General features: G+C 40.4%; 24 protein-coding genes and 1 riboswitch. Of the genes, 14 read left to right on the forward strand and 10 right to left on the reverse strand.

The genetic code is table 11. The features are described 5' to 3' along the window. Nucleotides 1–221 precede the first annotated feature (221 nt). From P20652_RS04220 to P20652_RS04195, 6 genes are read right to left on the reverse strand one after another with little or no spacing between them, the layout of a single operon-like run. Nucleotides 222–1,634, reverse strand: coding sequence for a lipopolysaccharide assembly protein LapB (locus tag P20652_RS04220; protein WP_008171099.1), 1,413 nt, complete (start codon nucleotides 1,632–1,634; stop codon nucleotides 222–224). Between the two features lie 20 nt (nucleotides 1,635–1,654). Further along, on the reverse strand, nucleotides 1,655–2,311 hold the full coding sequence (locus P20652_RS04215; protein ID WP_008171100.1) for an energy transducer TonB: 657 nt from the start codon (nucleotides 2,309–2,311) through the stop codon (nucleotides 1,655–1,657). A 1-nt stretch (nucleotide 2,312) separates the two neighbouring features. Then, nucleotides 2,313–2,717: a biopolymer transporter ExbD gene (locus P20652_RS04210; RefSeq protein WP_008171101.1), complete on the reverse strand. Its 405-nt coding sequence runs from the start codon at nucleotides 2,715–2,717 to the stop codon at nucleotides 2,313–2,315. Nucleotides 2,718–2,722: 5 nt separating this feature from the next. Continuing rightward, on the reverse strand, nucleotides 2,723–3,115 hold the full coding sequence (locus P20652_RS04205; protein WP_008171102.1) for a MotA/TolQ/ExbB proton channel family protein: 393 nt from the start codon (nucleotides 3,113–3,115) through the stop codon (nucleotides 2,723–2,725). Then, nucleotides 3,115–4,422, reverse strand: a complete 1,308-nt coding sequence (locus P20652_RS04200; protein WP_008171103.1) for a MotA/TolQ/ExbB proton channel family protein — start codon at nucleotides 4,420–4,422, stop codon at nucleotides 3,115–3,117. Before P20652_RS04200 ends, P20652_RS04205 begins: the two co-directional genes overlap by 1 nt. Continuing rightward, nucleotides 4,422–5,195, reverse strand: coding sequence for a DUF3450 family protein (locus P20652_RS04195; protein WP_008171104.1), 774 nt, complete (start codon nucleotides 5,193–5,195; stop codon nucleotides 4,422–4,424). Before P20652_RS04195 ends, P20652_RS04200 begins: the two co-directional genes overlap by 1 nt. Nucleotides 5,196–5,457: 262 nt before the next feature. Between P20652_RS04195 and P20652_RS04190 the strand changes: the two genes are divergently transcribed. Together P20652_RS04190 and P20652_RS04185 are read left to right on the forward strand one after the other, a co-directional pair. Beyond that, nucleotides 5,458–7,638: a TonB-dependent siderophore receptor gene (locus tag P20652_RS04190; protein ID WP_008171105.1), complete on the forward strand. Its 2,181-nt coding sequence runs from the start codon at nucleotides 5,458–5,460 to the stop codon at nucleotides 7,636–7,638. A 78-nt stretch (nucleotides 7,639–7,716) separates the two neighbouring features. Beyond that, nucleotides 7,717–8,397, forward strand: coding sequence for a Fe2+-dependent dioxygenase (locus P20652_RS04185; protein WP_008171106.1), 681 nt, complete (start codon nucleotides 7,717–7,719; stop codon nucleotides 8,395–8,397). A 702-nt stretch (nucleotides 8,398–9,099) separates the two neighbouring features. Here the strand turns inward: P20652_RS04185 and galE are convergent. Further along, entirely contained in the window at nucleotides 9,100–10,116 is a 1,017-nt protein-coding gene (galE, locus tag P20652_RS04180) for a UDP-glucose 4-epimerase GalE (RefSeq protein ID WP_008171107.1), read from the reverse strand. A 278-nt stretch (nucleotides 10,117–10,394) separates the two neighbouring features. Here galE and P20652_RS04175 point away from each other — a divergent pair, with 278 nt between their 5' ends. Then, nucleotides 10,395–10,886: a DUF3016 domain-containing protein gene (locus P20652_RS04175; RefSeq protein ID WP_008171108.1), complete on the forward strand. Its 492-nt coding sequence runs from the start codon at nucleotides 10,395–10,397 to the stop codon at nucleotides 10,884–10,886. 47 nt (nucleotides 10,887–10,933) lie between these two features. Here the strand turns inward: P20652_RS04175 and P20652_RS04170 are convergent, their stop codons facing one another. Further along, nucleotides 10,934–11,224: a hypothetical protein gene (locus P20652_RS04170; RefSeq protein ID WP_008171109.1), complete on the reverse strand. Its 291-nt coding sequence runs from the start codon at nucleotides 11,222–11,224 to the stop codon at nucleotides 10,934–10,936. Between the two features lie 71 nt (nucleotides 11,225–11,295). Here P20652_RS04170 and P20652_RS04165 point away from each other — a divergent pair, with 71 nt between their 5' ends. Continuing rightward, complete coding sequence (locus tag P20652_RS04165; RefSeq protein ID WP_008171111.1) at nucleotides 11,296–11,505, forward strand: hypothetical protein; 210 nt, start codon at nucleotides 11,296–11,298, stop codon at nucleotides 11,503–11,505. A gap of 8 nt (nucleotides 11,506–11,513) precedes the next feature. Here P20652_RS04165 and epmB read toward each other — a convergent pair whose 3' ends face one another. Continuing rightward, nucleotides 11,514–12,527: an EF-P beta-lysylation protein EpmB gene (epmB, locus tag P20652_RS04160; protein ID WP_033017842.1), complete on the reverse strand. Its 1,014-nt coding sequence runs from the start codon at nucleotides 12,525–12,527 to the stop codon at nucleotides 11,514–11,516. 41 nt (nucleotides 12,528–12,568) lie between these two features. Here epmB and efp point away from each other — a divergent pair, with 41 nt between their 5' ends. Continuing rightward, nucleotides 12,569–13,135, forward strand: coding sequence for an elongation factor P (gene efp / locus P20652_RS04155; protein WP_024596699.1), 567 nt, complete (start codon nucleotides 12,569–12,571; stop codon nucleotides 13,133–13,135). Between the two features lie 56 nt (nucleotides 13,136–13,191). Continuing rightward, entirely contained in the window at nucleotides 13,192–14,166 is a 975-nt protein-coding gene (gene epmA / locus P20652_RS04150) for an elongation factor P--(R)-beta-lysine ligase (protein WP_008171114.1), read from the forward strand. Nucleotides 14,167–14,349: 183 nt separating this feature from the next. Here the strand turns inward: epmA and P20652_RS04145 are convergent, their stop codons facing one another. Next, nucleotides 14,350–16,467, reverse strand: a complete 2,118-nt coding sequence (locus tag P20652_RS04145) for a TonB-dependent receptor (RefSeq protein ID WP_008171115.1) — start codon at nucleotides 16,465–16,467, stop codon at nucleotides 14,350–14,352. Nucleotides 16,468–16,551: 84 nt separating this feature from the next. On the opposite strand from P20652_RS04145, the gene P20652_RS04140 reads away from it, so the two are divergent. From P20652_RS04140 to P20652_RS04105, 8 genes are all read left to right on the forward strand, one after another. Continuing rightward, the gene (locus tag P20652_RS04140; RefSeq protein WP_008171116.1) at nucleotides 16,552–16,950 is read left to right on the forward strand and encodes a thioesterase family protein; all 399 of its coding nucleotides are present in this window, start codon (nucleotides 16,552–16,554) and stop codon (nucleotides 16,948–16,950) included. A gap of 126 nt (nucleotides 16,951–17,076) precedes the next feature. Beyond that, nucleotides 17,077–17,475 carry an META domain-containing protein gene (locus P20652_RS04135; RefSeq protein ID WP_304644427.1) on the forward strand — a complete coding sequence of 133 codons (399 nt, stop codon included), beginning with the start codon at nucleotides 17,077–17,079 and terminating at the stop codon, nucleotides 17,473–17,475. Between the two features lie 107 nt (nucleotides 17,476–17,582). Further along, nucleotides 17,583–17,697, forward strand: a riboswitch (TPP riboswitch). A gap of 143 nt (nucleotides 17,698–17,840) precedes the next feature. After that, a complete protein-coding gene (gene thiC / locus P20652_RS04130; protein WP_008171118.1) occupies nucleotides 17,841–19,793 on the forward strand; it encodes a phosphomethylpyrimidine synthase ThiC in 1,953 nt (650 codons plus the stop codon). Nucleotides 19,794–19,922: 129 nt separating this feature from the next. After that, on the forward strand, nucleotides 19,923–20,933 hold the full coding sequence (locus P20652_RS04125) for an FAD-dependent oxidoreductase (RefSeq protein ID WP_008171119.1): 1,011 nt from the start codon (nucleotides 19,923–19,925) through the stop codon (nucleotides 20,931–20,933). 7 nt (nucleotides 20,934–20,940) lie between these two features. Further along, complete coding sequence (gene thiS / locus P20652_RS04120; protein ID WP_008171120.1) at nucleotides 20,941–21,135, forward strand: sulfur carrier protein ThiS; 195 nt, start codon at nucleotides 20,941–20,943, stop codon at nucleotides 21,133–21,135. A 5-nt stretch (nucleotides 21,136–21,140) separates the two neighbouring features. Continuing rightward, on the forward strand, nucleotides 21,141–21,935 hold the full coding sequence (locus tag P20652_RS04115; RefSeq protein ID WP_008171121.1) for a thiazole synthase: 795 nt from the start codon (nucleotides 21,141–21,143) through the stop codon (nucleotides 21,933–21,935). Between the two features lie 90 nt (nucleotides 21,936–22,025). Beyond that, nucleotides 22,026–23,561 carry a thiamine phosphate synthase gene (thiE, locus tag P20652_RS04110; protein WP_008171122.1) on the forward strand — a complete coding sequence of 512 codons (1,536 nt, stop codon included), beginning with the start codon at nucleotides 22,026–22,028 and terminating at the stop codon, nucleotides 23,559–23,561. Between the two features lie 35 nt (nucleotides 23,562–23,596). Then, nucleotides 23,597–24,346 carry a HesA/MoeB/ThiF family protein gene (locus tag P20652_RS04105; RefSeq protein ID WP_008171123.1) on the forward strand — a complete coding sequence of 250 codons (750 nt, stop codon included), beginning with the start codon at nucleotides 23,597–23,599 and terminating at the stop codon, nucleotides 24,344–24,346. Nucleotides 24,347–24,590 lie beyond the last annotated feature (244 nt).

Below are 24,590 nucleotides of genomic sequence, written 5' to 3' on the forward strand. Positions count from 1 at the left end.
ACTTTTCTAAAGCGTAGCGCCATCTAACCCTCTTTGTAAATAAATCACTTAAAATTTTATTGCACAAAGAGAAGCAAAAGAGGAGTAAATGAGAAGGCATAAACACAGTAATTACGAGCTTTGCTCGTCACGCTAGCAAGCTGGGCGTCTACAAGTGAGTTTAACCACGGTGTTAGACCTTATCGGTAGGTGCCTGGCTTGCTCACGTGACAGTTATGAATCTATCCTTCCTGGCGTACTATATTTTCAAGGGCGCGAATATTGGTAATTAAATCTTGGCGCTGCGGATTTGCTTGTAGTGCTTTTTTTAGATGTTTAAGTGCATCAGGATAGTTTTTAGAATCAATGGCTACTTGCGATAATCCAAGCCATGCAGATAACTGATAATCAGGTAACGCTTGTGCGCGCACGTACATTAGTTTGGCTTGGGTAAGCTGATTTTTATTACGATAAATACTTGCAAGGCTTAGTAGGGCATCGCCTAAATTTGGATTGATTTTAAGAGCTCCATTTAAACTTATTATTGCTCCATTTATGTTGCCTTGCTGTATTGCTAACTGTGCGTTGTAAACCGAAAACTGTGCTTGATCATCACGTGGTAACTGTTTAGTAAATCGTTTAGCGCTGTGTATAAGCTCTTTAGCTAATCCCCATTGCTGCTGCGATACAAGCCATCCTAGTGTTTGCATTGTGGTGTTAATTACTGCTGTTTGTTGTTTTTTACTTGCATGTTTTAAGCCTTGTTTTAATAAAGTAACGGCACGCTCACTGCTACCTTGGTTTAAATGTAATTGTGCAGCAAGGAGCTGATTACTCGTATCTTTAGGGTTAAGTTTAAGTGCGACTTCAATTGCCGCAAGTGCGTTTTTATTTTGTTCTAGTTGCAATGCAATTTGTGCACGTTGTAGCCAAAGATCTGCGTTATCAGGGTTTTTATTCAGTAACTCTTTTAATAACGCGTTAGCTTGATTTAGATCACCTGATTCAATCAAAGCAAATAATAGCCCTTGCTGATATTGGCTTGTTTCTGGCGCTAGCATAAGCGCTTGGCGATAGGCTGCTACAGCGCTCCAAGGTTGGTTATGTTGTACATGAATATAAGCAAGTTGCGCGTAGCTTTGTGCGTCAGCCTGGCCCAGCTCAATGGTGCGAACCAGGTGCGTTTGCGCTTTATTGTAGTTTGCTTGTTGCATGTACAATAGGCTTAGGCCTTGGTGCGCTTGTATTAAACTTGGTGATGCTTTTAAACATGCCAAATAAGCGGCTTCGGCTTTATCAAAATCTTTTATTGAAAGCAAAACTTGTGCGCGCAATAAGTTTAAAGCGGTGCTGTCTTGGTTTATATCGCGATTTTTAAACAGTGCAGTAACTTCATTGTAATTACTGGCTTGTAATAGCGGTTGTACTTGGCGGGCAAAACCGCGCTCGGTTGGCTCAATAAGTACTTCTGTTGGACCCAATAAATTATTATTTATTGCCAGTTGCCATGTAGGATCGCTAGGCGATAAAGTTACTTTTAGTGGCGTATTAGCAGCGCTAGCTTGCACGCTACTTACACCTAATAAAGGCAATGAGCACATTAAAGAAGTAATAAATGCGCGAGTTAATGGTTTTAGCGTTTTAATTGCGTTCATATTTTTCATTCTAATAGGGCTTAAGGTTTAAATTCAATTGGCCAAATAAAGCGAGCGCGTACAGTCTCACCTTCTTTTTTAGGTGCACTAAAGCGGCTTTGTTTAATAATTTTGTCGATTGCGGGTTTTAGTTCTGGGTATGGGTTTTGCACTACCTCAATTAAACTTACCTTACCGTTTTCATCTATAAACACGTCGAGCTTTACAGTGAATACATCAATACCTTGGCGGGTTAAACTTTTTGGTAAAACCGCTTCTACTGGCGTAAGTAAAGTAGGTAAACCATCAAGTTGATTTAAGCTAAATGCATCCCAATTTACGCTTATTGATTGCAGCTGTGGCGTACTTACTTTGATGTTAGGCGTATCGGGTTTCACAATATTTAAATTACTATTAATTTTAACCTCAACCGCCTGAATAGAAGCGCCAGCACCTTGAACAGTTAAGCTTTGTATAGGCTCGTTTGCTTGCTGTTGTTGTATTGAAGGCGGAGGTGGGGGCGGTAATGTAACCATTGCTACCTCGCGCACAATCACTTTATCTTGCACAACATGTTCTGCTAATTGCCCAATCCATAATAATAACAATGCTCCTGTAAGCACTATTAAACTTAGACCAAAGGCAAATAATGGATGGCGAATATTACGCGTTTTTTGAACCGGGTTAATAGTGTGCATATTATTGTTTGGTCGCTAAATTAACTTGCGCAGCACCGCCAAGCTTTGCTTCGTCAATTACGTGAACTAATAACTCAGTAGGAACCGATTTATCAGCTTGAATAACCACTGGGCGTTGCTGCTGTTTTAGCATTTGTTCTACGCTGCTGCGCACACCAGCAACACCAATTTGGCTGCCATCAAAAAAGACTTGTTGGGAGTCGGTAATTGCTAAAAATATAACTTGCTGCTCAAGACGACTTGCCGATACAGCTTGAGGTTTATCTACCTCAACGCCACTTTCGCGTACAAATACGGTTGTTACAATAAAAAATATTAATAAAATAAACACAACATCAAGTAGCGGCGACATATCAATATGTTGTTCAGACTCTTGTTCTAACCGATGTTTTAAACGTGATTGCATAACGGTTATCCTAACTGCTTGCTTGGCATAGCGTGTTGCGTATGCAATTTAGGGCTACGTTTCAAATAGCCTAAGTATGCTTGCATTAGCCATGCGGGAATAGCGCAAACAAGCCCAAGTTGGGTTGTAAGTAATGCATCGCCAATTGCTTCGCTCATAAGCTCGTTGTGTCCCAGTGCCATTACTTTAAATGTATCGAGTAATCCAACAATAGTGCCAAGTAAACCGAGTAATGGCAGGGCGGCTGTTAAAATAGAGCTAACTTCCTGCCAATAACCTGTGCGTTGTTCTTTGAAGTGTTTTAAATGTAATAAGTCATGAAAAATCAGCTGATACACAAACAAAGCAAGTAAAATAATAAACCAACAAATAGGGTTACCAATAATTTGATCAAACATTATTTTTCTCCTTGTTCTAACTGACTTAATTGCAATGCAAAGCCCTCTAGTTGGCTGTAATACGCTTTCGCTTTACGTGATAGTAAGGCGTTTAATACAAGTGCTGGTATTGCAACGACTAAACCAAGCTCAGTCGTTATTAGTGCTTGTGCAATACCGCCCGATACAACTTCTGGGTCGCCTGAACCAAACAAGGTCATCATTTTAAATGTTTCGATCATGCCGCTTACGGTTCCCAATAAACCCAATAATGGTGCTACTGCGGCTGTAACTGCAATTGCGCCAATAAAGTTATCAAGCGTGTGTTTATCGTGAATTAACTGATTAAATAATTGATCGTCTCGTACTTGGCCTTTTTCGCTTTGCAGCGTTAAGGTAAATAACTGCTGCTGCATGCCGGCAAATTCATGTGTATTCCCAGCTTTAAAAAATTGCTGTAATTGCATTTGTGAATACATTTTAATTTTGCTTAAACGCAATAGCTGCGCGGCTTTTAATAACGCAATGGTAAGTGCAAAGCAGGCAAATAAAATAATAGGAATAGCCCATAAACCACCTTTTTCGAGGTGCTCAAGCGGACTCTCTTGCTGTGCTTGGCTAGTTACTAAGTGCGTTAAGCTAGGGTCGAAAGTAAGTAATGTAGACCCCACACCATTTTGTTTTAAGGTGTTATCGAGGGGGTTGTCGTTACTCGTTGATTGCACGAGCGCTACTTTTAATGCATTAGATTTATCATCTAAATTTAATAGACCTGCAAGTTTAGGTGTTTGGGTGCTAAACCAGGCTACAGGGCCGACTTGCAAGGTGCTTGCTTGGCTTAATTCACCATTACTAAGCACAACAGGCTGCTTTTTAAAGTGTGGGTAAAGCGCCTGTTTTTGATCGCTAATAAGTGATATCACTTGGCTTAATAATTCGTTTTGATTATTAGTAACATGCTCGTTATTACTATTTTGACGAACAAAGCGATTTAATAAATTAAGTTGATATTGCTGTTGCTGTTGCCAAGTATCAAGGCGCGTTTGAAGCTGCTCTAAACTTAAAGTATCTTCATCTGCAAGGCGGCGATTAACGGCAGCTTCTTCACGTAATTTACTAAGTGATTGCTGTTTATTAAATATTTTTTTACCTAGTAAAGTTTGCTCTTTAGTAATGCTATTTTGAGTATTAATTAGCGTGCGCTGCGCTGTTTTAATATCACTTAAAATACTTTTTTTAGCGTCATCACTGCTTGCTGCAAAAGAAATATTTACGCTAAATAGTAAAACTAACATGCTAAAAGCTTTAAGTGTGCGGGCAAACATCATTATTTAGTCCCTTTTTGTATATTACTTGCGTAACTTAAAATAGGCAGTGTTACCCAATCAGCAGCCCGCTTTTTTTGTTGTACAGCGATCCCTAACGCAACTTGCTCAGCGTTAATACTTGCATCGAACTTCCATTGCCAACCTAAATCGCTCGCAAAGCCAATACCTACATAGCTCAAGTCTTCGCTTACAAACCAGGCCTGTGCTGCTCCTAAGTAAAGCTGTTTAACCCATATGTCCTGCCCATCTGGGTGCTTAATTGCCATTTCGTGAATGGAAATACGTTGTTGAAATTCAAGTAAAAATTCCAACATTTTAAGCGCAGTTTGCAGCTTATCGGTAGTATTTAACTGTGGGTTAGCTAAATCACCTGCATTTTTCCAGCTGGTTAATAGCGGCGGAGGTAGCTGCACTTGTAATGAAAGCAATTGCTGGGAAATACCTGCAAGTTGCTCGTTTAATTGTTGCTGGTCTTTTTCAAGTTCAGCTTGTTTTGTAACAAGTTGCTCGCGTTTTTGGGTCAGCTCGCTGGTGTTTTCTTGTCTGCGTTGGTTAAGCTGACTAAGTTGCTGCTGCTCAGCATTAAGAAGCGTTAAGGTTTGCTCCATACTATTTTTTTGATCAAGCCAATGTGTATTTAATTCACTGTTTTGATTTTCTATTTGCAGCCATTTATTAACGAGCTGTTCTAATTCGCTAACCGTATCGGCTTTTACTGCCATGGTGCTACAAAGTGCGATAACCACACTTATTGGTTTAATTAAGCTACGCATTACCTAACAACAATCCTGAAAGTTACGACAAGTAATTACAAAGGCGTAATTACTGTTAATTTTTGAGTGTGTATACAATATAGTAATTAACATGCAAACACAATTGATAACAGTTATCATTTACATTGCTTTGTTTGGGTGGTAGGATTCTGCCGAAATTAAATATGCAACTTGAGCTTTGGTTAAGAGATTTATTGCCCAGAGCTCAGGTTATGTATCTTCAATTAACAGCTAAGTGCTTAATAAAAACTACGGAGTAACCATGAGTAAGCCATCGAATAAAGGATATGCCTACATAAAGCCAATTGCAGCGGTTGTAACAGCAACTCTTTCAACTTGGGCAAGTGCACAAGATGTTCAAGAATTATCGGTAACAAAAGTGCAAACAAAGTCCGAATCTAGCTATGTTGTAGAAAAGTCAGCATCACATAAACACACTCAGCCGCTACTCGATACCGCAAAAACGGTAACGGTAATCAACCAAGCGGTAATGAAGGATAGAAACGTAGATAGCCTACAAGACGCACTTCGTAATGTGTCTGGTATTTCTTTAGCTGCAGGCGAAGGTGGCGCACCAACAGGCGATAGCATGTCTATTCGTGGTTTTAGTGCAACAAATGATATTTTTGTCGATGGCATTCGTGATATTGCAGGCTACACGCGCGATGTTTACAACATTGAAACCGTTGAAGTGGCTAAAGGTCCAGGCTCTGCTGTATCTGGACGTGGCGCAACCGGAGGGAGTGTTAATTTAGAAACTAAAAAAGCAACATTAGGTGAGTTTAACGATGTTTCACTGCGCTTAGGGACCGAAAATGATTACCGTGGTCGCTTTGATACCAATATTGAAGTAAACGAAACGAGTGCGTTACGTATAAATTTACTTGCCGATAAAGGCGATGTTGCTGGTCGTGATTATGTTGAAAACGAAACAAATGCTATTGCAGTTGCGTTTGCAACAGGGCTGGGTACGGATAGCCGTTTTGATATAAATTTTGAGTATCAGCGACAAGACAACTTACCTGATTACGGTATTGCTTGGGTAAGAGATGATTCGCCAGTAGCTGAGTTAGTTGGAAGTGAGTTTGGTCCGGCACCAGTCGATTTTGATAATTTTTACGGTAACATTCACCGTGATTACGAAGATATTGAAGCCTATTCAACAACGGCACGATATGAGTATGACTTTTCACAAAATACAATGGTTCGTGCCCAAGCGCGAATTGGTACTGTTAAGCGTGAGTCTGTAACAACTGCACCACGTTTCTTTTCAGTAACAACAGATACCGATATTACATTTGGTGATGAAAAAACACGTGATACAAATAACTCGCTTGTTGCATTCCAGCTTGATTTAATTGGTAATTATGAGTTTGCAGGTTTTACTCATGATGTAGTGGTAGGTGTTGAACTTGCAAATGAAACGTTTACACGCCATAACTTTGTTGCAACTACGCCTGATAACCTAATTGAAGATGGAATACGTAACGATTTATACAACCCTGATGCAACAATTGCATTTACGGGTGTGTACGGCCGTGACGGTACAAGCATTGAAGCTAAAGCTAAAAACCAAGCTATTTATGCATTTGATACAGTGACGCTTAACAAGCAATGGGAAGTTACAGGTGGAATTCGCTTTGATAGCTTCACTACTGATTATCACAATGATTACAATGACCCAAGCGCTTTAATTTCTACAAGTGACGACTTATTTAGCTGGAATGCTGCGGTTGTATATAAACCATCCGAAAATGGCAGTATTTATTTAGGTGCGGGTAATTCGTTTAACCCTTCGGCTGAGGGGATTACAGTTTCTACTCGCAGTAATGCAGCCGATTTAGATGCAGAAGAAAGTCGTAGTTATGAGTTAGGGACTAAATGGAGCCTAGTTGATAATCGTTTACAAGCTAATGCAGCATTATTTAGTACTGAAAAAACCAATGCTCGTACTGACAGCCCTTTCGCTGACGATACTTCAGATGAGTTACTCGGTGGTAAGCAAAGAGTCAGAGGTTTAGAACTCTCTGCTACGGGGTTAATTACTAAAGAGTGGACTGTTATTGCATCATACACTTATCAAGATAGTGAAGTGACAAAAGCACTCGGTGATGACATATCTCAAATTGGTAACGAGCTTGCTCGAACACCTAAAAATAGCGCAAGTGTGTGGACTACCTATGATGTGTCTGAGCAATTATCATTTGGTGTCGGTGCACAATATCTGGACGAGCGTTACAACGGCTCTACATCTACTCGCTCGCGTGCAGGTGGTTATACTATTTTTGATTTTATGGTTGCTTACGATGTATCAAAAGATTTGAGCTTGCAGCTTAATGGTGAAAACCTTGGCGACAAAGATTATATAGATCAGCTTGGTGGTGGTCACTTTGTACCAGGTAGTGGTCGTAAATTTAGCTTAACGGCGAGCTACTCTTTTTAAGCTTTAACTTATGAATGAGTCATATTTAAGGGCAGATACTTCTGCCCTTACTTTTTAGTATTATGTGAGAGGGCGCACATGCTAGTTAAAATACCGCAGTTATTAACCAAAGAAGAAGTGGCTTATTGCCATGAGGTTTTACTCAAAGCGCAGTGGGCTGATGGCAGTATTACCGCAGGGCATCAATCAACTAAAGCAAAAAATAATCTACAATTACCTGAGAATAGCCCTGAATGCAGAGAACTTGGCGACATTGTTATGACCGCGCTTGCACGTAGTGATTTGTTTATGTCGGCCGCGCTTCCTGCAAAAATTTTTCCACCGCTCTTTAATTGCTATCAAGGTGGGCAATCATTTGGTGTGCATGTTGATAATGCGATTAGACAAGTCCCAGGTACGCCAGTAAAAGTGCGTACCGATATATCAATGACCTTATTTATTAATGAACCCGAGGATTACGAGGGTGGTGAACTTGTAATTGAAGATACCTATGGCTCGCACAGTGTAAAGCTGCCAGCAGGGAGTATGGTGTTGTATCCATCAACCAGTTTACATAGCGTAATGCCAGTAACAAGCGGGCGTAGGTTAGCTTCGTTTTTTTGGTTACAGAGTATGGTTAATAGCGACGAAAAACGTGGTTTGTTATTTGATTTAGACACGTCTATTCAAGGCTTGCGCAGTAAAGTAGCAGATAGCCCAGAGATTATTAGATTAACAGGGGTTTATCATAATTTGTTAAGGCAATGGGCACAGACATAATTAAGATACTCGTTATAAAATATTTAATAACGGATATGAGTAATTGAAAGCTGCGCTTTTCGCGTGAGCAAGCTCTACGCCTACAGTCAAAACTTAACGCTGTGGTTAAATTTATTTGTAGACGCACAGGTTGCTGGCGTGACGAGCAAAGCTCGTAATTGCTATGTTTTGGTTTCTTATCATTTGTTCCTCTTTTACTTCTCTTTGTGCAATAAGTTTTTAAGTGATTTATTCACAAAGAGGCTAAGAGGGCGCTGCGCTTTAGAGAAGTAAAATACATAATTACTATGTTTTATGTTTTATGTTTTATGTCTTCTCATTTACTCCTCTTTTACTTCTCTTTGTGCGATAAGGTTTTTAAGTGATTTATTCACAAAGAGGCTAAGAGGGCGCTGCGCTTTAGAGAAGTAAAATACATAATTACTATGTTTTATGTTTTATGTCTTCTCATTTACTCCTCTTTTGCTTCTCTTTGTGCAATAAGGTTTTTAAGTGATTTATTCACAAAGAGGCTAAGAGGGCGCTGCGCTTTAGAGAAGCCAGGAGTAGGTAACAATCAGTTTTAAATATTAAAAATTGCGCTTTTCGCGTGAGTAAGCTCTACGCCTACGCCGCAGCCATAAAATTGAATTTGGTGTTTAAAATACCCGGTATGCGCGGCTTGATGCCGCGCACTTATTTTAAGCGCGAAGCTTGTTTTGCTTAACCCTTATAACCATTAGGGTTATTTGACTGCCAACGCCATGTATCTTGCATCATTTCATCGATACCTCGCACCGCTTCCCAGCCAAGTTCATTAAGTGCTTTCTCTGGTGCTGCATAACAAGCAGCAATATCACCAGGGCGGCGAGGTGAAACCTGATAGGGTACAGCCTGATCGCTTGCCTTAATAAAGGCATTAACCATTTGTAGTACAGAGTAGCCATTACCAGTACCTAGGTTATAAACTAATGCACCCGTGCTGCTGGCAATTTTATCAAGCGCTTTTAAGTGCCCCATTGCTAAATCTACGACGTGTATATAGTCGCGCACACCGGTGCCATCAACTGTGTCGTAGTCATCACCAAATACAGCGAGTTGCTTTAATTTACCTACCGCCACTTGTGCGATAAACGGTAAAAGGTTGTTTGGAATACCATTAGGGTCTTCACCAATTAAGCCCGACTCATGTGCACCCACTGGGTTAAAGTAACGCAAAATAGCAAACGCAAAGCGCTCATCTGATTTAGCGATATCTTGCAGCATCATTTCAACCATCAACTTAGATGTACCATACGGGTTAGTAGTACCGCCTACAGGGAAGTCTTCTTTAATTGGCAAGCTAGCAGGGTCACCGTATACAGTAGCAGATGAGCTAAATACTAACTTAAATACACCAGCATTACGCATTGCATCAACAAGTGTTAGAGTGCCTTGTACATTGTTTTGATAGTACTCAATGGGCTTTGCAACCGATTCGCCCACTGATTTTAAACCCGCAAAATGTATAACACTATCAATTGTATGCTTTGTAAATACGGCATTTAAAAAAGCTTTATCGAGAATATCGCCCTGGTAAAAAGTAACATCTTTGCCTGTTATTTTTTTTACACGAGCAAGAGATTCTTGTGATGAGTTACTTAAATTATCAATAACAACAACATCGTTACCTTGCTGTAAAAGTTCTAAAACAGTGTGCGAGCCAATATAGCCTGCGCCACCGGTTACTAAAATAGTCATGAAAGCTCCGTGGGTACCTTTTATCAATTGAGTTAATTTCACCATAAATAGAGATGATTTACATGTTTTATCTGAAATTTATATGATTTTAATTGTTTCTTTTTTGATATGAGCACATTAAATATGTTTGATTACATTTTAAGCGATATAAATGGCGTTTAGCTTGTAAAATTAAGTTATGGTTAATAAATAAATGTTAAAGTAAGCTCAGTAAAAGCTAATATAGGATCAACTCCAATTTACACATCTGTGATTGGTTTACCTCTTTGGAGAAAGATATGAATTTAGTTAAAAAAATAGCAGCAACAATGTGTATAGCATTACCTGCGTTTGCCCATGCAGGTGAATCTATTGTTAAATGGCATGACTTTAATGATTATCGAGATGTGCGGGCGTCAAACCAAGTTAAAGGTTCGTATCATAAAAATATTGCGGCTAGTTTTGAAAAGCACATGGCTAAATTAGCAGAGCAATTGCCAAAAGATTATAAATTAAACGTAGAGTTTACTGATTTAGATTTAGCGGGTGATGTGCGTTATGGCGCAATGGACGAAATTCGTGTAGTAAAACCAATTTATTTTCCACTCATTAAGCTAAATTATTCGTTAACCAATAACGATGGCACAGTGCTAAGTAAAGATACTGATGTGGAGCTTAAAGATATGGGTTTTATGGATAAAATTAAAATGGGCCGCGATGAATCATTTTATTACGAAAAACGCTTGCTAACTCAGTGGTTTGGTGAGCAAATATTACCAAGTTTAGATTAACTGAAAATAAAAATAGCCGCTAATAAGCGCGATTTTATTTTTAGGCTTTACTTAAAAGTAGCTAACAACGTGAGAATTTGCTGTAACTTAATAACGGTTGTTTTCAGTTTTTCTTCATCAAAACCATCGTTAGATAAGCTTTCAACATCAGCAGCAACGTCTAAAACATAAGGCTTAAAACGTTTAGCTTCAAAGCTAAATCCAGCATCTTGTGCAAATAAGGCTTTAAACTTTCCATGGCCTTGTTGCTGTAGTTCATCGAGTTTTTTGTCGGCATCAAGTGCTTGACGGTAAACAATTTTTAAGTTTGCATTGAGTTGTTCAATAATTGAATCCATGGTTTTCCTAAAGCTTTGCACTGCATTGCCGACATAATACGTGGATTACATTTAAAAGTCAGGTTAGTAATATGAATATATCAGGTACAAGTTTACCCGTTATGTCTGGCGTTAGCGAAAGTGGTGAGGTTTACAGCGCTGCTTTAGCAAAAAAACAGCAAAAGGCAGACGGCGCAGCGGCTCTTGCACTTATTGAAGGCGCTGCACAATCGTCAAGTGCACAAACACCGGCTAAATCGGTAACTGCATCATTGGGTAACAACGTAAATATATACGTTTAAATGTTGTTTTAAATTAGCTTAAGATCGATAGGTGTTTTGCTTTTTTGACCACCGATTTCTCTTACTAATTTAGGCACTAAAAATCCAGGCAGAGCTTTTAATAGCTCTGCCATTATTTCAATTGCTTGCGTTTCATTAATATCAAAGTGACTCGCTCCTTCAACCTTATCAAGCAAATGCAAATAATATGGCAATACATCGGCATCAAATAACGCTTCGCTTAAATTTATTTGCGCATCAACCGTGTCGTTTATATCTTTTAAAATAACCGCTTGGTTTAAAAGCGTTACGTTTGCTTGTTTAAGCTTTTGCATGGCTGCTTTAAAATCAGCGTCTATTTCGTTTGCATGGTTTATGTGATTAATAAAAATAATTTTTAATGGCGATTTTGCTAATCTCTCACATAACTCATTGGTAACTCGCGTCGGTATAACTACTGGTAAACGACTATGAATTCGCATTCGTTTAATTTGTGGTAATTGCTCAAGCTCATCTAAAAACCAACTTATTGCATCGTCTTTGGCCATCAGCGGATCGCCACCACTTAAAATCACTTCGTTTATATTGGCATCAGATTTTATGTAGCTTAGTGTTTCAAGCAGGCTTTTTTTATTAAGTTGGTTTTCTTGATACGGAAAATGCCTTCTAAAGCAGTAACGACAATTGACTGCACAGCCGGTTTTAAACATTACTAAAACACGCGATTTATACTTATGTAAAAGGCCGGGTTGGTTGTTATCTTGCTCAAGTAGGGGATCTTTATTAAAACCCGACTTACTTAAAAATTCTTGATGGCGTGGCATGACTTGCAGTAAAAGAGGATCGTTTGGATCGCCTTTGCGTATTTTTTTTATAAAAGGGATAGGCACGCGTACCGGAAATAAACTGCGGGCTTTTAGGTCGTTTTCATGGACTTGGCTCGATAAACCGACCATTTCAAGCAAGGTTTTTGGGCAGGTAACTACATTTGCTAATTCTTTTTGCCAGTTTTTATGCAAATTTGCTTCATTTCTTTGTATCATTGGCATGTAGATTACTCGAAAAAATATAAATAGAGGAAACGATGGCGAATTATAGCACCAACGAGTTCAAGGGCGGCCTAAAAATTATGATGGACGGCGAGCCTTGCAGTATCTTAGAAAATGAAATGGTAAAACCTGGTAAAGGCCAGGCGTTCAACCGTGTTCGTATCCGTAAACTTATCTCTGGTAAGGTGCTTGAAAAAACCTTTAAATCGGGTGAATCAGTTGAAGGTGCTGATGTAATGGATACAGATTTAGCGTATCTATACACAGACGGTGAATTTTGGCATTTCATGAACAACGAAACATTTGAACAAATTGCTGCTGACGAAAAAGCACTAGGCGATGCAGTTAAATGGTTAGTTGAAAATGACTTATGTACAATTACATTATGGAACGGCAGCCCTATTGCTGTTACACCACCTAACTTTGTTGAGCTTGAGATCACTGAAACTGATCCTGGCCTTAAGGGCGATACAGCGGGTACTGGTGGTAAACCAGCAACGCTTAGCACAGGTGCTGTGGTACGAGTTCCATTATTTGTACAAATTGGCGAAGTAATTAAAGTAGACACGCGTAACGGTGAATACGTAAGCCGTGTTAAGTAAGCTTTAACATTGTTTATAAAATCCCAGCTTACGCTGGGATTTTTTTTGGAGAAAATATGTCATCAGATCTTTGGGCCCCAAGCGCAAGTATTGAAACACTAAAGCAACGTGCAGTGATATTACGTAATATTCGTGAATTTTTTTATGCACGTGATGTTTTAGAAGTCGAGACGCCAAGTTTGAGTAGTGCGAGTGTAACCGATGTACATTTAGCGAGCTTTAATACCATATTTGTAGGCCCAGGCCACGCTGGTGGGCTTCCTCTTTTTTTACAAACATCTCCAGAGTTTGCTATGAAACGCTTGTTAGCGGCCGGTTCAGGCGCCATTTTTCAGCTTTGTAAAGCATTTAGAAATGAAGAGGCGGGTAGCCATCATAATCCTGAATTTACTATGCTTGAATGGTATCGCCCTGGTTTTGATGAATTTGCACTTATGGATGAAATGGATGAGCTAATGCAGCTTATTCTTAAGGTAGCTCCTGCAGAGCGAGTAACTTATCAGCAAGCGTTTGAACAAGCACTTGGACTTGACCCGCTAACAGCGAACATAGAGCAATTAAAGCAACTAGCGTGTGAGCAGGGGTTTGCTGATATAGCCCAAAATGAAACGCATAGAGATACCTTACTGCAATTATTATTTTGTATGAAAGTAGAGCCCACAATAGGACAAGATAAGCCATGTTTTGTGTATCATTTTCCAGCATCTCAAGCGGCACTTGCTCAAATTTGTGAACACGATACACGTGTAGCAGGGCGCTTTGAGCTTTATTATAAAAATATGGAATTGGCTAACGGCTTTAATGAACTCACAAATGCCAGCGAGCAAGCTAAACGTTTTAATGAAGATAACGCCTACCGCGCTGAAAATGGCTTAAAGCAAGTGCCAATGGATACGCGCTTGATTGCAGCATTGGAGCATGGATTACCACAGTGCGCAGGGGTGGCTTTAGGCATTGATAGGCTTGTAATGCTAGCAACAAATAAAGAGAAAATTAAAGACGTAATCGCGTTTGATGTGCAAAGGGCGTAATGCTTGGCCTGTAGGCGTAGATGGAATATTTGTAGGTGCGAATTTATTTCGCGCTCATGTAATTTAACTTTATAAAAAGCGAGGTATAAAACCTCACCTACAAATAAAAACACCGCATTTAAATTAAACGCGGTGTTTTTTATAACTACGGAAGGCTTTCTGTTGAAAGCTAACTGTTATGTTCTATAAATTAAGCGTAAAAGTAACACCTGCTACGCGAGGCTCACCTAATTGTGTGTAGGTATGCGTTGTGTAACCATCTTGCGGGTCATTACCAAACTCAAAACCACGAGTAGGGACTGTTTCGTCAAACACGTTACGAGCCCATGCACGCACTGCCCACATGTCAGCTTCATAGCCAAAGCTTAAATTAACTAAGTTGCTGCTTGGTGCTTGTGAGTTGTGGCTATCAGAGAAGTAATAATCATCCTTACCTTCAACACCAATCATACCGTAAAGCTCACTTGTAAAGTTATAGCGAGCAGTGAAAGCATACTGGTACTTAGGTGACTGTGCTTGCTCACGACCGTCTTGATTTAAGCCTGATTGTGTTACAAAGTTATCAATTTCTGTATCTAAGTAACCAGCACTACCCGTTAAAAATAGATTATCAGTTAGTTGGTAACTACCTTCAACTTCTAGTCCGTAGTTGCTACCAGAACTTGCGTTATCAACATAACCGGTAAATTGCTGACCTTCTACTTGCCATGCTTTTAACTGAATGTTGTCGCGATGCATATAAAACGCCGCTAAACGCAGGGTAAATTTATCATCAAGCGATGAGCCTTTAACACCAAACTCACCGCTCCATAAATATTCAGGGTCAAAACTGGTGTGCTGCTGGAAGAAATCAGCGCTGAGGTTTAAGCCTTCATCTTTTGCTTTAGCAAGCGCTTCTGAGTTAATACCGCCAGCTTTGTAGCCACGTGTAATGCTGGTGTAGATCATCGTACGATCAATTACTTGATACTCTAGTGCTATTTTACCGCCAACCATTACGTCGTCGGTATCTTCTATAAAGCCATTGCTATCGGTGTAGTCACCTTGGTATTGCTCTACACGTAAACCTGTAATTAATGTTGTTTTAGGACCAATTGGTGTCGCTACTTGACCATATACTGCAACGTTACTCGTTTCGTAAGTTGAAGAAAACGGGCTTGCTAACCATGTGTATTGGCGCTCTAAATCAACGTCACGGTTTTGGTAATAAATACCCGCAACCCAGTTACCTGTTTTAGAATTAAACTGTAAATCTACAGATTGGTCATCGCGATCGCGGCTGTAAAGATCAGTTGAGCTGTATCCATCAGGGTGTAAGCCTGCAGCACATAACTTTGGCTCACTTGCATCATTACATACCCAGTCTTCGTCAAAGCTGTAAAGTAATTCGGTATCAATAGCCGATAGGTTTAGATTTACATCAAAAGCGTCAAAACCCGTGTAAGTATTATTAACACCTATTGCGTAGCTTTGTTGATTATCTTGCCCTGGTTCATCGGCAACACTATTGCGGCTGTTATCGAGTGTGAATGCATCGTAACCATTGTTTATATCAATATAGTGAAGGTTTAACTCAGTATTTAAATGTTTTGTAAGCTGACTGTTTAATTTAAAGCGCGCTACTTGTTCGTCTTGATTTTGTGTTTCGTCATTTAAGTACAGGTTATCTACGTAACCGTCTGACTTTCTGCGAAAGTAGCTAACGCGTGCGCTAGTGTCATCAGTTAAGCCTGTGCTTGCTGCAAGGCCTGCTTCGCGTGTGTTGTATGTGCCAGCACCTACTTGTAGTTTTAAACTTGGATCGCTCGTGGCTTTAGCTGAACCCATTTGGATCATACCCGCCATACCGTCTGCACCAAAGCGTGTACCTTGGGGACCACGGTAAATTTCTACTTGGTCTATATCAAACAATAATGAGCTGCCACCAAGACCAGAATAGTTAATACCATCAATAACTAAGCCTACAGATGGGTTAATGGGATCTACAAATTGTGAGCGAAGCCCTACGCCACGAATTTGAATATAACGACCACGCGATGCACCCGATGTAAAGTTTACATTGGCGGCACTTCCTAAAATCTCATCTAAGTAACTTGCACCACGTTGATTAATTTCGTCTTCACTGAATAAGCTTGCACTTGCGCTTAAAGTTTGAATACTTTCTCGTTGAAAATCGCCAGTTACAACAATTCTTTCTAGGTCGCTATCATCAGCGTTAGCTGCAATTGGTGCACCAAGCAGCGGTAAAAGTGCGGCAGTAATTAAAGACAAACGTAAGTTCATTGGGTTACTTAACTCCATTTTAGGGACTCGTATGGTAGCAATTATTTAAACACATGTGCTATAAACGCGGCAATTATACGTTAAATAATCAGGATTACTAATATGACCTTTAAAGTTGATTTCAAAGTACGTGATTACGAATGTGACTTACAAGGTATCGTAAATAACAGTGTTTATTTTAATTATTTAGAGCATGCTCGCCATGAATTTTTGTACGCACACGGTATTGATTTTGCTCAATTAGCGAAAGATAAAATTAACCTGGTCGTGATGCGCAGCGAAATGGACTATAAACATTCACTATTACCAGGGGATGAATTTTATGTGGTTGTAGAGCCGCAGCGTATTAGTCGTTTAAAGTTTGCCTTTAAGCAAATGGTTATACGTAAAAGCGATGAAAAAGTAATGCTCAATGCACTGGTTATAGGAACGTCGGTTAATGAAAAAGGTAGGCCGTTTTTACCAGAGCAAATAGATAACGTATTCAAAACTACAACTTAGTACTTAATCGCATAGCTTTTAAACTATCATAGAACAAAAATTTACATTTAAAACATGCATTTTTAACGGATAAAGAGCATAAATATTGTTACAATTATATTAATTAGACAATTAGTTAGTAGTAGCATGAAATTAGCAGCAATACCGATGCTTATAGTCGGTTTATGTGTTGGTTGCGCATCAACAGGGACGGTTACCAGTGAGCAGCTTAAATACACCCAATGGCAATTATCACGTGTTGATGGTTTAGCAATTCCATCTTCGTTTAACGCATCAATGAGTTTTATTGAAGCACTGCAAGTAAACGGTTTTGCGGGCTGTAATAAGTTTTTTGGTGAAGGTAAACTTGAAAAAAGCACCCTTACCGTAAGTAAATTAGGAATGACGCGCAAGTCATGCGGCGAAGAGCTTGATGAGTTTGAGCAGCAGTTATTGCAAGCCTTAAAGCAAGGTGCCGAGCTTAAAATGCAAGACCAGCAATTAGTCATGCAAGGCGAGCAAACATTTGTGTTTATTCCTAAATAATTTTAAGTTTTTGAAAAACAGCCCCTTGCGGGCAGTTTTTAACTGACGTACACTCAGCGCAGATTAGTTGGGTAACACCCTCAAATCAACGAACAGAATTTATACATCAATACTTGTCGGAGTGCCAAAGCTAAGTAATTAGTTTTTGGCTGAGATCGCGAAAGCGGGATCCGTGAACCTGATCAGGTTAATACCTGCGTAGGGAACAAGCTGCCTAAAATAGGACGCTTGTGCGTCTTTTTTTATGCGCACAATAAAGTGATTTTGTTTATTTTAGGCTGCAAAGTAGCATGTACGCTACTTTACGATCTTTCTCTATTCCTCGGAATATCTGACAAGACAACCCTTAAGCAATGAGGCAAGTCATGTCAAATACTACAAATAAAGCGTCGCGCCGAGAAACTCGTGCTGCCGCGTCTGAATATATCTATAACTTAACGGGTCAACCGTTTCCAAATTCTCATAAAGTATACGTTGAAGGTACTCAACCTGGCGTGCGCGTTGGTATGCGTGAAATCACGTTAAGTGATACGTTTATTGGCGGCACAGATGAAAACCCCGTTTATGAGTCAAACGATCCGCTACGTGTTTACGATACATCGGGCCCGTATACCGATCCTAATTTTGAACTAGACGTACGCAAAGGCTTGCCAAAATTTCGTGAACAATGGATTGAAAACCGTGGCGACACTGAAGTTTTGGAATCTGTTACGTCGCAGTTTTCGCAGCAACGTATGGCAGATGAAGGGCTTGATCATATTCGCTTTGATCACCTTCCAAAAATTCGCCGTGGTGTCGCTGGTAAAAACGTAACGCAAATGCACTACGCACGCCAAGGGATTATTACCCCTGAAATGGAATACGTAGCTGTTCGTGAAAATATGGGGCGTGCAGAAATTCGTAAAGAATTACTTGCGGCGCAGCATAAAGGCGAGTCGTTTGGCGCAAGTATTCCTGAATTTATTACCCCAGAATTTGTACGAGACGAAATAGCCCGTGGTCGCGCTATTTTACCAAATAATATAAACCATCCAGAAACAGAGCCTATGATTGTAGGTCGTAACTTTTTAGTTAAAGTTAACGCCAATATTGGTAACTCATCGGTCAGCTCATCTATTGAAGAAGAAGTAGAAAAAATGGTGTGGTCTACCCGCTGGGGCGCAGACACCGTAATGGACTTATCAACGGGCCGTTACATTCACGAAACGCGCGAATGGGTTGTACGTAACTCGCCTGTTCCTATTGGCACAGTACCGATTTATCAAGCGCTTGAAAAAGTAAACGGTGTGGCTGAGGATTTAACGTGGGAAATTTTCCGCGATACGCTTATTGAACAAGCCGAGCAGGGCGTTGATTACTTTACTATTCACGCGGGTGTATTACTTCGTTATGTACCAATGACGGCTAAACGTGTAACCGGTATTGTGTCGCGCGGTGGCTCAATTATGGCTAAGTGGTGTTTAGCGCATCACAAAGAAAACTTTTTATACACGCACTTTGAAGATATTTGCGAAATTTTAAAACAATATGATGTGTGTTTTTCACTCGGTGATGGTCTTCGTCCGGGTTCGATTGCGGATGCCAACGATGAAGCGCAGTTTAGTGAGCTACGCACATTAGGTGAACTGACTAAAATTGCGTGGAAACACGACGTACAAGTATTTATTGAAGGCCCGGGGCATGTGCCAATGCACATGATTAAAGCCAATATGGATGAGCAATTAAAGCATTGCGACGAAGCACCTTTTTATACTTTAGGCCCGCTAACGACCGATATTGCGCCAGGATATGACCATATTACTTCTGGTATTGGGGCGGCTCAAATAGCATGGTACGGTTGTGCAATGCTTTGTTATGTAACACCTAAAGAGCATTTAGGTCTGCCAAATAAAGAAGATGTTAAAGAAGGCTTAATTACCTACAAAATTGCAGCGCATGCCGCCGATTTAGCAAAAGGTCACCCAGGCGCGCAAGAGCGCGATAACGCCTTATCAAAAGCACGTTTTGAGTTTAGATGGCACGACCAATTTAATATTGGTTTAGATCCAGACCGTGCTCGCGAATACCACGACGAAACCTTACCGCAAGAATCAGGCAAAGTGGCTCACTTTTGCTCTATGTGTGGTCCTAAATTTTGCTCTATGAAAATTAGCCAAGAAGTACGCGATTACGCTAAAGATTTAGAAACACGCGGTATTGATCCTAATAACGCAGGCGACGCTATTGAAATAAAAATGGTTGATGTAGAAGCCGAAATGAAAGCTAAATCGGAAGAGTTTAAGCAAACAGGCTCAGAGATTTATCACAAAGCGGTATAAAACAATTATTGCTAGAAGCTAGATACAAACGTAGGTGAGGCTTTGTGCCTCGCTTCTTTAAATAATAGAAGAAGTGCGAAGTGAATTTTCATCTACTTGTACTATGCATAACTGCTTTTGGAGACGCATATGCTTTATAACATTGCGGTTGTCGGATTTGGATTAGCGGGCAGGTTAGCAGCGCTTACACTGAGCAAACAGCACCATGTTACTGTGTTTGAAGCCGATGACGAACATACTCAAAATAGCGCCGGTAAAGTAGCAGCAGCAATGCTTGCCCCGCTTGCTGAGTCGGTATTGTGCGAGGCTGACTTAGCATTAATGGGTCTTGATTCAATGAAGCGCTGGCCTAGCATTATTGCAGAGCTTGAAAGTGAGGTTTTTTTTCAGCAGCAAGGCACTTTGGTCATTGCGCATCAGCAAGATAAAGGCGATTTACAAAGCTTTGCACAACGTATAAAGCCATTAGCCGATTATACTGCTGAGCATGTGAATACCCAGCAAATTACAATGCTTGAACCTGAACTTGCAGGGCGTTTTAATCAAGGTCTATTTTTACCCTGCGAAGGGCAAATAGATAACCAAGCATTTTATAAAGCCAGTTTTACACAGCTCAATAAACGCAAAGTAAAATTTGTATTTAATCAGCGCGTAACCATTAGCGACAACAAAATAAATAATCGACCATTTGATTACATTATAGATTGCCGTGGGCTTGGCGCTAAAAATACTCAAGATGATAAACCGCTCAGGGGTGTGCGTGGCGAAGTAGCAAGGTTATACGCACCAGAGGTAAGTTTAATCAGGCCCGTGCGCTTAATGCACCCGCGTTACCCAATTTATATAGCGCCCAAACCTAATCATGAATATGTAATAGGTGCGACCGAAATCGAATCGCAAGACAGCGGCGCGGCAACAGTGCGCTCAACTCTTGAGTTACTTTCAGCGGCTTATACTGTACACAGCGGATTTGCCGAAGCACGACTACTTAACATTCAAACCGGATTACGCCCCGCATTTAGTGATAACCGCCCAGAAGTATCACAAGTTGGTAATGTAATTAGCATTAATGGCTTATATCGACATGGCTATATGTTGGCACCGGCATTAGTAGCGCAAGCAGTTTCACGAATAGAGTGAGAATAAAATGAACATTACAATTAATGGCGAGCTACTTAATGTTAATAGCAACGCACTCGTAGAGGTACTTCAATGTTTTGGTGCAGTTGCGCCTTTTGCTGTGGCTGTTAATGGCGAATTTATTTCACAAAGTCAGCACAGTAACTATGTATTAAATGAAGGCGACAATATTGAGCTATTGTCGCCCATTCAAGGCGGGTAAGGCTTATGCAAACTAAAGATTGTTTAACTATTTATGGAGAGCAAATAAATAGCCGCTTATTAATCGGCTCTGCGCTTTATCCGTCGCCCGACATTATGACCCAATCGATAGTCGCCTCAGGCGCTGAAATTGTAACTGTGTCGCTTAGGCGCCAACAAAGTGCAGCAGCCGGTGATGACTTTTGGCAGTTAATAAAAAATACAGGCTTAAAAATACTCCCTAATACCGCAGGGTGTCACAGTGTTAAAGAAGCTATAACGCTTGCAAAAATGTGCCGAGAGGTATTTGCCACCAATTGGATAAAGCTAGAGCTGATTGGCGATGATTACAATTTACAACCAGACCCTTTTGCGCTACTTGAAGCGACAAAAATATTGATTGATGATGGCTTTAAAGTATTGCCTTATTGCACCGATGACTTAGTACTTTGCCAGCGTTTAAATGAGCTAGGTTGTGAGGTGCTTATGCCATGGGGAGCACCAATAGGCACCGGTAAGGGATTGTTAAATAGCTATAATTTAAAAACTATTCGAGAACGCCTACCTGATACCACATTGATAGTCGATGCTGGTTTAGGTTTGCCATCGCATGCCTGCCAAGCGCTCGAAATGGGGTATGATGCGGTATTATTAAATTCAGCCATTGCAGGGGCGGGCTGTCCAATTACGATGAGCCGCGCATTTAAAGCCGCAGTAGAAGCGGGGCGCTTTGCATACAAAGCAAAAGCAATGCCGGAAAAAGACGTTGCTGCCCCATCAACCCCAACAATGGGTATGCCATTTTGGCATCAAGAAAAATAGCAGCTTTATTAAAAATATGAGCATTCTATCTAATCAAATATCTAATTAAATAGCTCATTAGTTCAATGTAACTGCTCTTAGGAGATAAATATGAATAATGTAGTGTGGACAATTGCCGGATCTGATTCTGGCGGCGGTGCTGGTATTCAAGCTGATATAAAAGCAATGCAAAGTTTTGGTGTGCATGGCTGCACGGCAATTACGGCGCTTACTGCGCAAAATAGTTTAGGCGTAGAGGCTATTAATGCAGTGTCTACCGATATTATTGAATCGCAGTTACTTGCACTTGAAAAAGACATGAAAGCCAAAGTTATAAAAATTGGTATGTTAGCCAACGTGCAGCAAATTCAGTTAATTAGTGAACATATAAGTCATTATAAAGCCAAGTGGCCTGTGCCTCCCGTTATTGTATATGACCCTGTTGCTATTGCCTCAAGCGGTGACTTACTAACAGAAGAAGACACGGTAAGCGCAATAAAAGAATGTTTACTGCCGCTGGTGGATGTAATAACCCCAAACACCCACGAAACACAGTTATTAACCGGTGTGTATTTAATTGGCCCTGCTGCAATAAAAGAAGCGGCTAATAAGTTATTAAGCTGGGGCGCAAAAGCCGTTGTTATTAAAGGCGGACATTGGGATTACCCAAGTGGCTACTGCATTGATTATTGTATTGATAGTAATGCGCAAAATGGTGAAGAATACTGGTTAGGCAACCAAAAAATACAAACACCGCATAACCACGGCACGGGATGCAGTATGGCTTCGGTCATTGCTGCGTGTTTAGCTAAAGACTACCCATTAAAAGATGCCTTTATTTTAGCTAAAGCATATATAAACCAAGGGCTAAAACAGTCGGTACGTTACGGTGAAGGGATTGGGCCGGTTGCTCAGACCTCATTTCCCACTAATTTAGATGATTATCCGCAAGTTATAGAGCCAGGTAGCTGGTTGGGCGATGAGCTTGATTTTGATGTGCCGCTTGACTTTAATATGGCTGCTGATTTTGCACCCTGTGAAAGTAAATCGCTGGGCTTATATGCGGTTGTAGATACCACAGATTGGTTAGAAAAGTGCTTACAACAAGGCATTAAAACAGCGCAGTTACGCGTTAAAAATAAAACGCAAGATGAGCTTGATGAGCTCATTAAGCAAGCTGTTGAGCTGGGCAAGCAATACAATGCCCAGGTATTTATAAACGATTACTGGCAGTTAGCTATTAAACATGGTGCGTATGGTGTGCATTTAGGGCAAGAGGATTTAGACATTGCTAATTTAGCTGCAATTAAAGAGGCAGGGTTAAGGCTTGGACTTTCTACTCATGGCTTTTATGAAATGCTGCGTGCGCATAATTATCGCCCTAGTTACATGGCATTTGGCGCTATTTACCCAACCACAACAAAAGATATGACAGGCCAAATACAGGGTCTTGAAAAGCTTATTAAATTTGTACCTATCATGCAAAGCTATCCAACAGTGGCAATAGGCGGTGTTGATTTAAGCCGTGCTGGGCAGGTAGCGAAAACTGGCGTGGGTAGTGTTGCCGTAGTGCGTGCGATTACCGAGGCTGATAATTACATAGAGGCTATAAGCGCTCTGCAAGTGGCCATAAGCAGTGCTGATTAATATTAACAAGGCTAATACTAACAAGGTCAGTAAAAGTGAATGAGCTAAGCGAAAAAGAAACCCTGCGTTACAGCCGCCATTTATTGCTTGAAGAAGTTGGGCTTGAAGGGCAGTTAGCGCTTAAATCCTCAACGGTTGCAGTAGTGGGGGCTGGTGGTTTAGGTAGCCCAGCACTTTTATATTTAGCCGCTGCGGGTGTTGGAACGCTTATTTTAATTGACGATGATGAGGTTGAGCTTTCAAACTTACAGCGCCAAGTGCTTTATAAAATAAATCACTTAGGACAAAGCAAGGTCGCTGCAGCGGGTAAAGTATTAGCGAGTCTTAATAATCAAATAGAAATAATAGCGCAATGCCAAAAGTTAGATGAGAGTAACGCCATTAATATTCTAAAGGGTGCTGACATTGTGCTTGATTGCTCTGATAACTTTAGTACTCGCTATAGTGTTAATCGTTATTGTATTGCTTATAAAATACCGTTAATTTCTGGTGCTGCATTGGCAACCAAAGGGCAGTTAATGGGCTTTGATTTTAGGCAAAGTGATAGCCCATGTTATGGCTGTATTTTTCCACAAGGTGAAGCCATACCGGTTATAAATTGCAGTAACGCAGGAGTAATTAGCCCGCTACTGGGTGTAATTGGCTCTATGCAGGCGCAACTTACGCTCAACTTATTATTAGGTCATTTAAGTGGCAGTGTATTTATAACGTTTGATGCGCTCACTTTAAAGCAACAGCACTTCAAAGTAGTCAAAGATTCAGAGTGTAAAGAGTGTGGTAAATAGGTATTCAAAGGAGTCTGTACTTGTTATTACATGTGGCGTTAAAAACTAAAAGCTGCGCTTTTCGCGTGAGCAAGCTTCACGCCTACAGTACATCAAAATTCTTACACGAAACTTGTATACGCACAGCTTGCTGGCGTGACGAGAAAAGCTCTTAATTTCTATGCTTTGGTGTCTTCTCATTTACTCCTCTTTTGCTTCTCTTTGTGCAATAAGATTTTAAGTGATTTATCCACAAAGAGGGCCA

The organism is Pseudoalteromonas sp. BSi20652, assembly GCF_000239855.1.
Classification (GTDB): domain Bacteria; phylum Pseudomonadota; class Gammaproteobacteria; order Enterobacterales; family Alteromonadaceae; genus Pseudoalteromonas.

Excerpts from the sequence above, each read along its gene's own strand:
- P20652_RS04210 (WP_008171101.1), bottom strand. The coding sequence starts at position 2,717 with ATGCAATCACGTTTAAAACATCGGTTAGAACAAGAGTCTGAACAACAT.
- P20652_RS04195 (WP_008171104.1), bottom strand. The coding sequence starts at position 5,195 with ATGCGTAGCTTAATTAAACCAATAAGTGTGGTTATCGCACTTTGTAGC.
- P20652_RS04215 (WP_008171100.1), bottom strand. The coding sequence starts at position 2,311 with ATGCACACTATTAACCCGGTTCAAAAAACGCGTAATATTCGCCATCCA.
- galE (WP_008171107.1), bottom strand. The coding sequence starts at position 10,116 with ATGACTATTTTAGTAACCGGTGGCGCAGGCTATATTGGCTCGCACACT.
- P20652_RS04125 (WP_008171119.1), top strand. The coding sequence starts at position 19,923 with ATGCTTTATAACATTGCGGTTGTCGGATTTGGATTAGCGGGCAGGTTA.
- P20652_RS04175 (WP_008171108.1), top strand. The coding sequence starts at position 10,395 with ATGAATTTAGTTAAAAAAATAGCAGCAACAATGTGTATAGCATTACCT.
- P20652_RS04170 (WP_008171109.1), bottom strand. The coding sequence starts at position 11,224 with ATGGATTCAATTATTGAACAACTCAATGCAAACTTAAAAATTGTTTAC.
- P20652_RS04200 (WP_008171103.1), bottom strand. The coding sequence starts at position 4,422 with ATGATGTTTGCCCGCACACTTAAAGCTTTTAGCATGTTAGTTTTACTA.
- P20652_RS04205 (WP_008171102.1), bottom strand. The coding sequence starts at position 3,115 with ATGTTTGATCAAATTATTGGTAACCCTATTTGTTGGTTTATTATTTTA.
- thiC (WP_008171118.1), top strand. The coding sequence starts at position 17,841 with ATGTCAAATACTACAAATAAAGCGTCGCGCCGAGAAACTCGTGCTGCC.
- P20652_RS04140 (WP_008171116.1), top strand. The coding sequence starts at position 16,552 with ATGACCTTTAAAGTTGATTTCAAAGTACGTGATTACGAATGTGACTTA.
- thiE (WP_008171122.1), top strand. The coding sequence starts at position 22,026 with ATGAATAATGTAGTGTGGACAATTGCCGGATCTGATTCTGGCGGCGGT.
- epmA (WP_008171114.1), top strand. The coding sequence starts at position 13,192 with ATGTCATCAGATCTTTGGGCCCCAAGCGCAAGTATTGAAACACTAAAG.
- P20652_RS04115 (WP_008171121.1), top strand. The coding sequence starts at position 21,141 with ATGCAAACTAAAGATTGTTTAACTATTTATGGAGAGCAAATAAATAGC.
- P20652_RS04185 (WP_008171106.1), top strand. The coding sequence starts at position 7,717 with ATGCTAGTTAAAATACCGCAGTTATTAACCAAAGAAGAAGTGGCTTAT.
- P20652_RS04165 (WP_008171111.1), top strand. The coding sequence starts at position 11,296 with ATGAATATATCAGGTACAAGTTTACCCGTTATGTCTGGCGTTAGCGAA.
- thiS (WP_008171120.1), top strand. The coding sequence starts at position 20,941 with ATGAACATTACAATTAATGGCGAGCTACTTAATGTTAATAGCAACGCA.
- P20652_RS04220 (WP_008171099.1), bottom strand. The coding sequence starts at position 1,634 with ATGAACGCAATTAAAACGCTAAAACCATTAACTCGCGCATTTATTACT.
- epmB (WP_033017842.1), bottom strand. The coding sequence starts at position 12,527 with ATGATACAAAGAAATGAAGCAAATTTGCATAAAAACTGGCAAAAAGAA.
- P20652_RS04135 (WP_304644427.1), top strand. The coding sequence starts at position 17,077 with ATGAAATTAGCAGCAATACCGATGCTTATAGTCGGTTTATGTGTTGGT.
- efp (WP_024596699.1), top strand. The coding sequence starts at position 12,569 with ATGGCGAATTATAGCACCAACGAGTTCAAGGGCGGCCTAAAAATTATG.
- P20652_RS04145 (WP_008171115.1), bottom strand. The coding sequence starts at position 16,467 with ATGGAGTTAAGTAACCCAATGAACTTACGTTTGTCTTTAATTACTGCC.
- P20652_RS04190 (WP_008171105.1), top strand. The coding sequence starts at position 5,458 with ATGAGTAAGCCATCGAATAAAGGATATGCCTACATAAAGCCAATTGCA.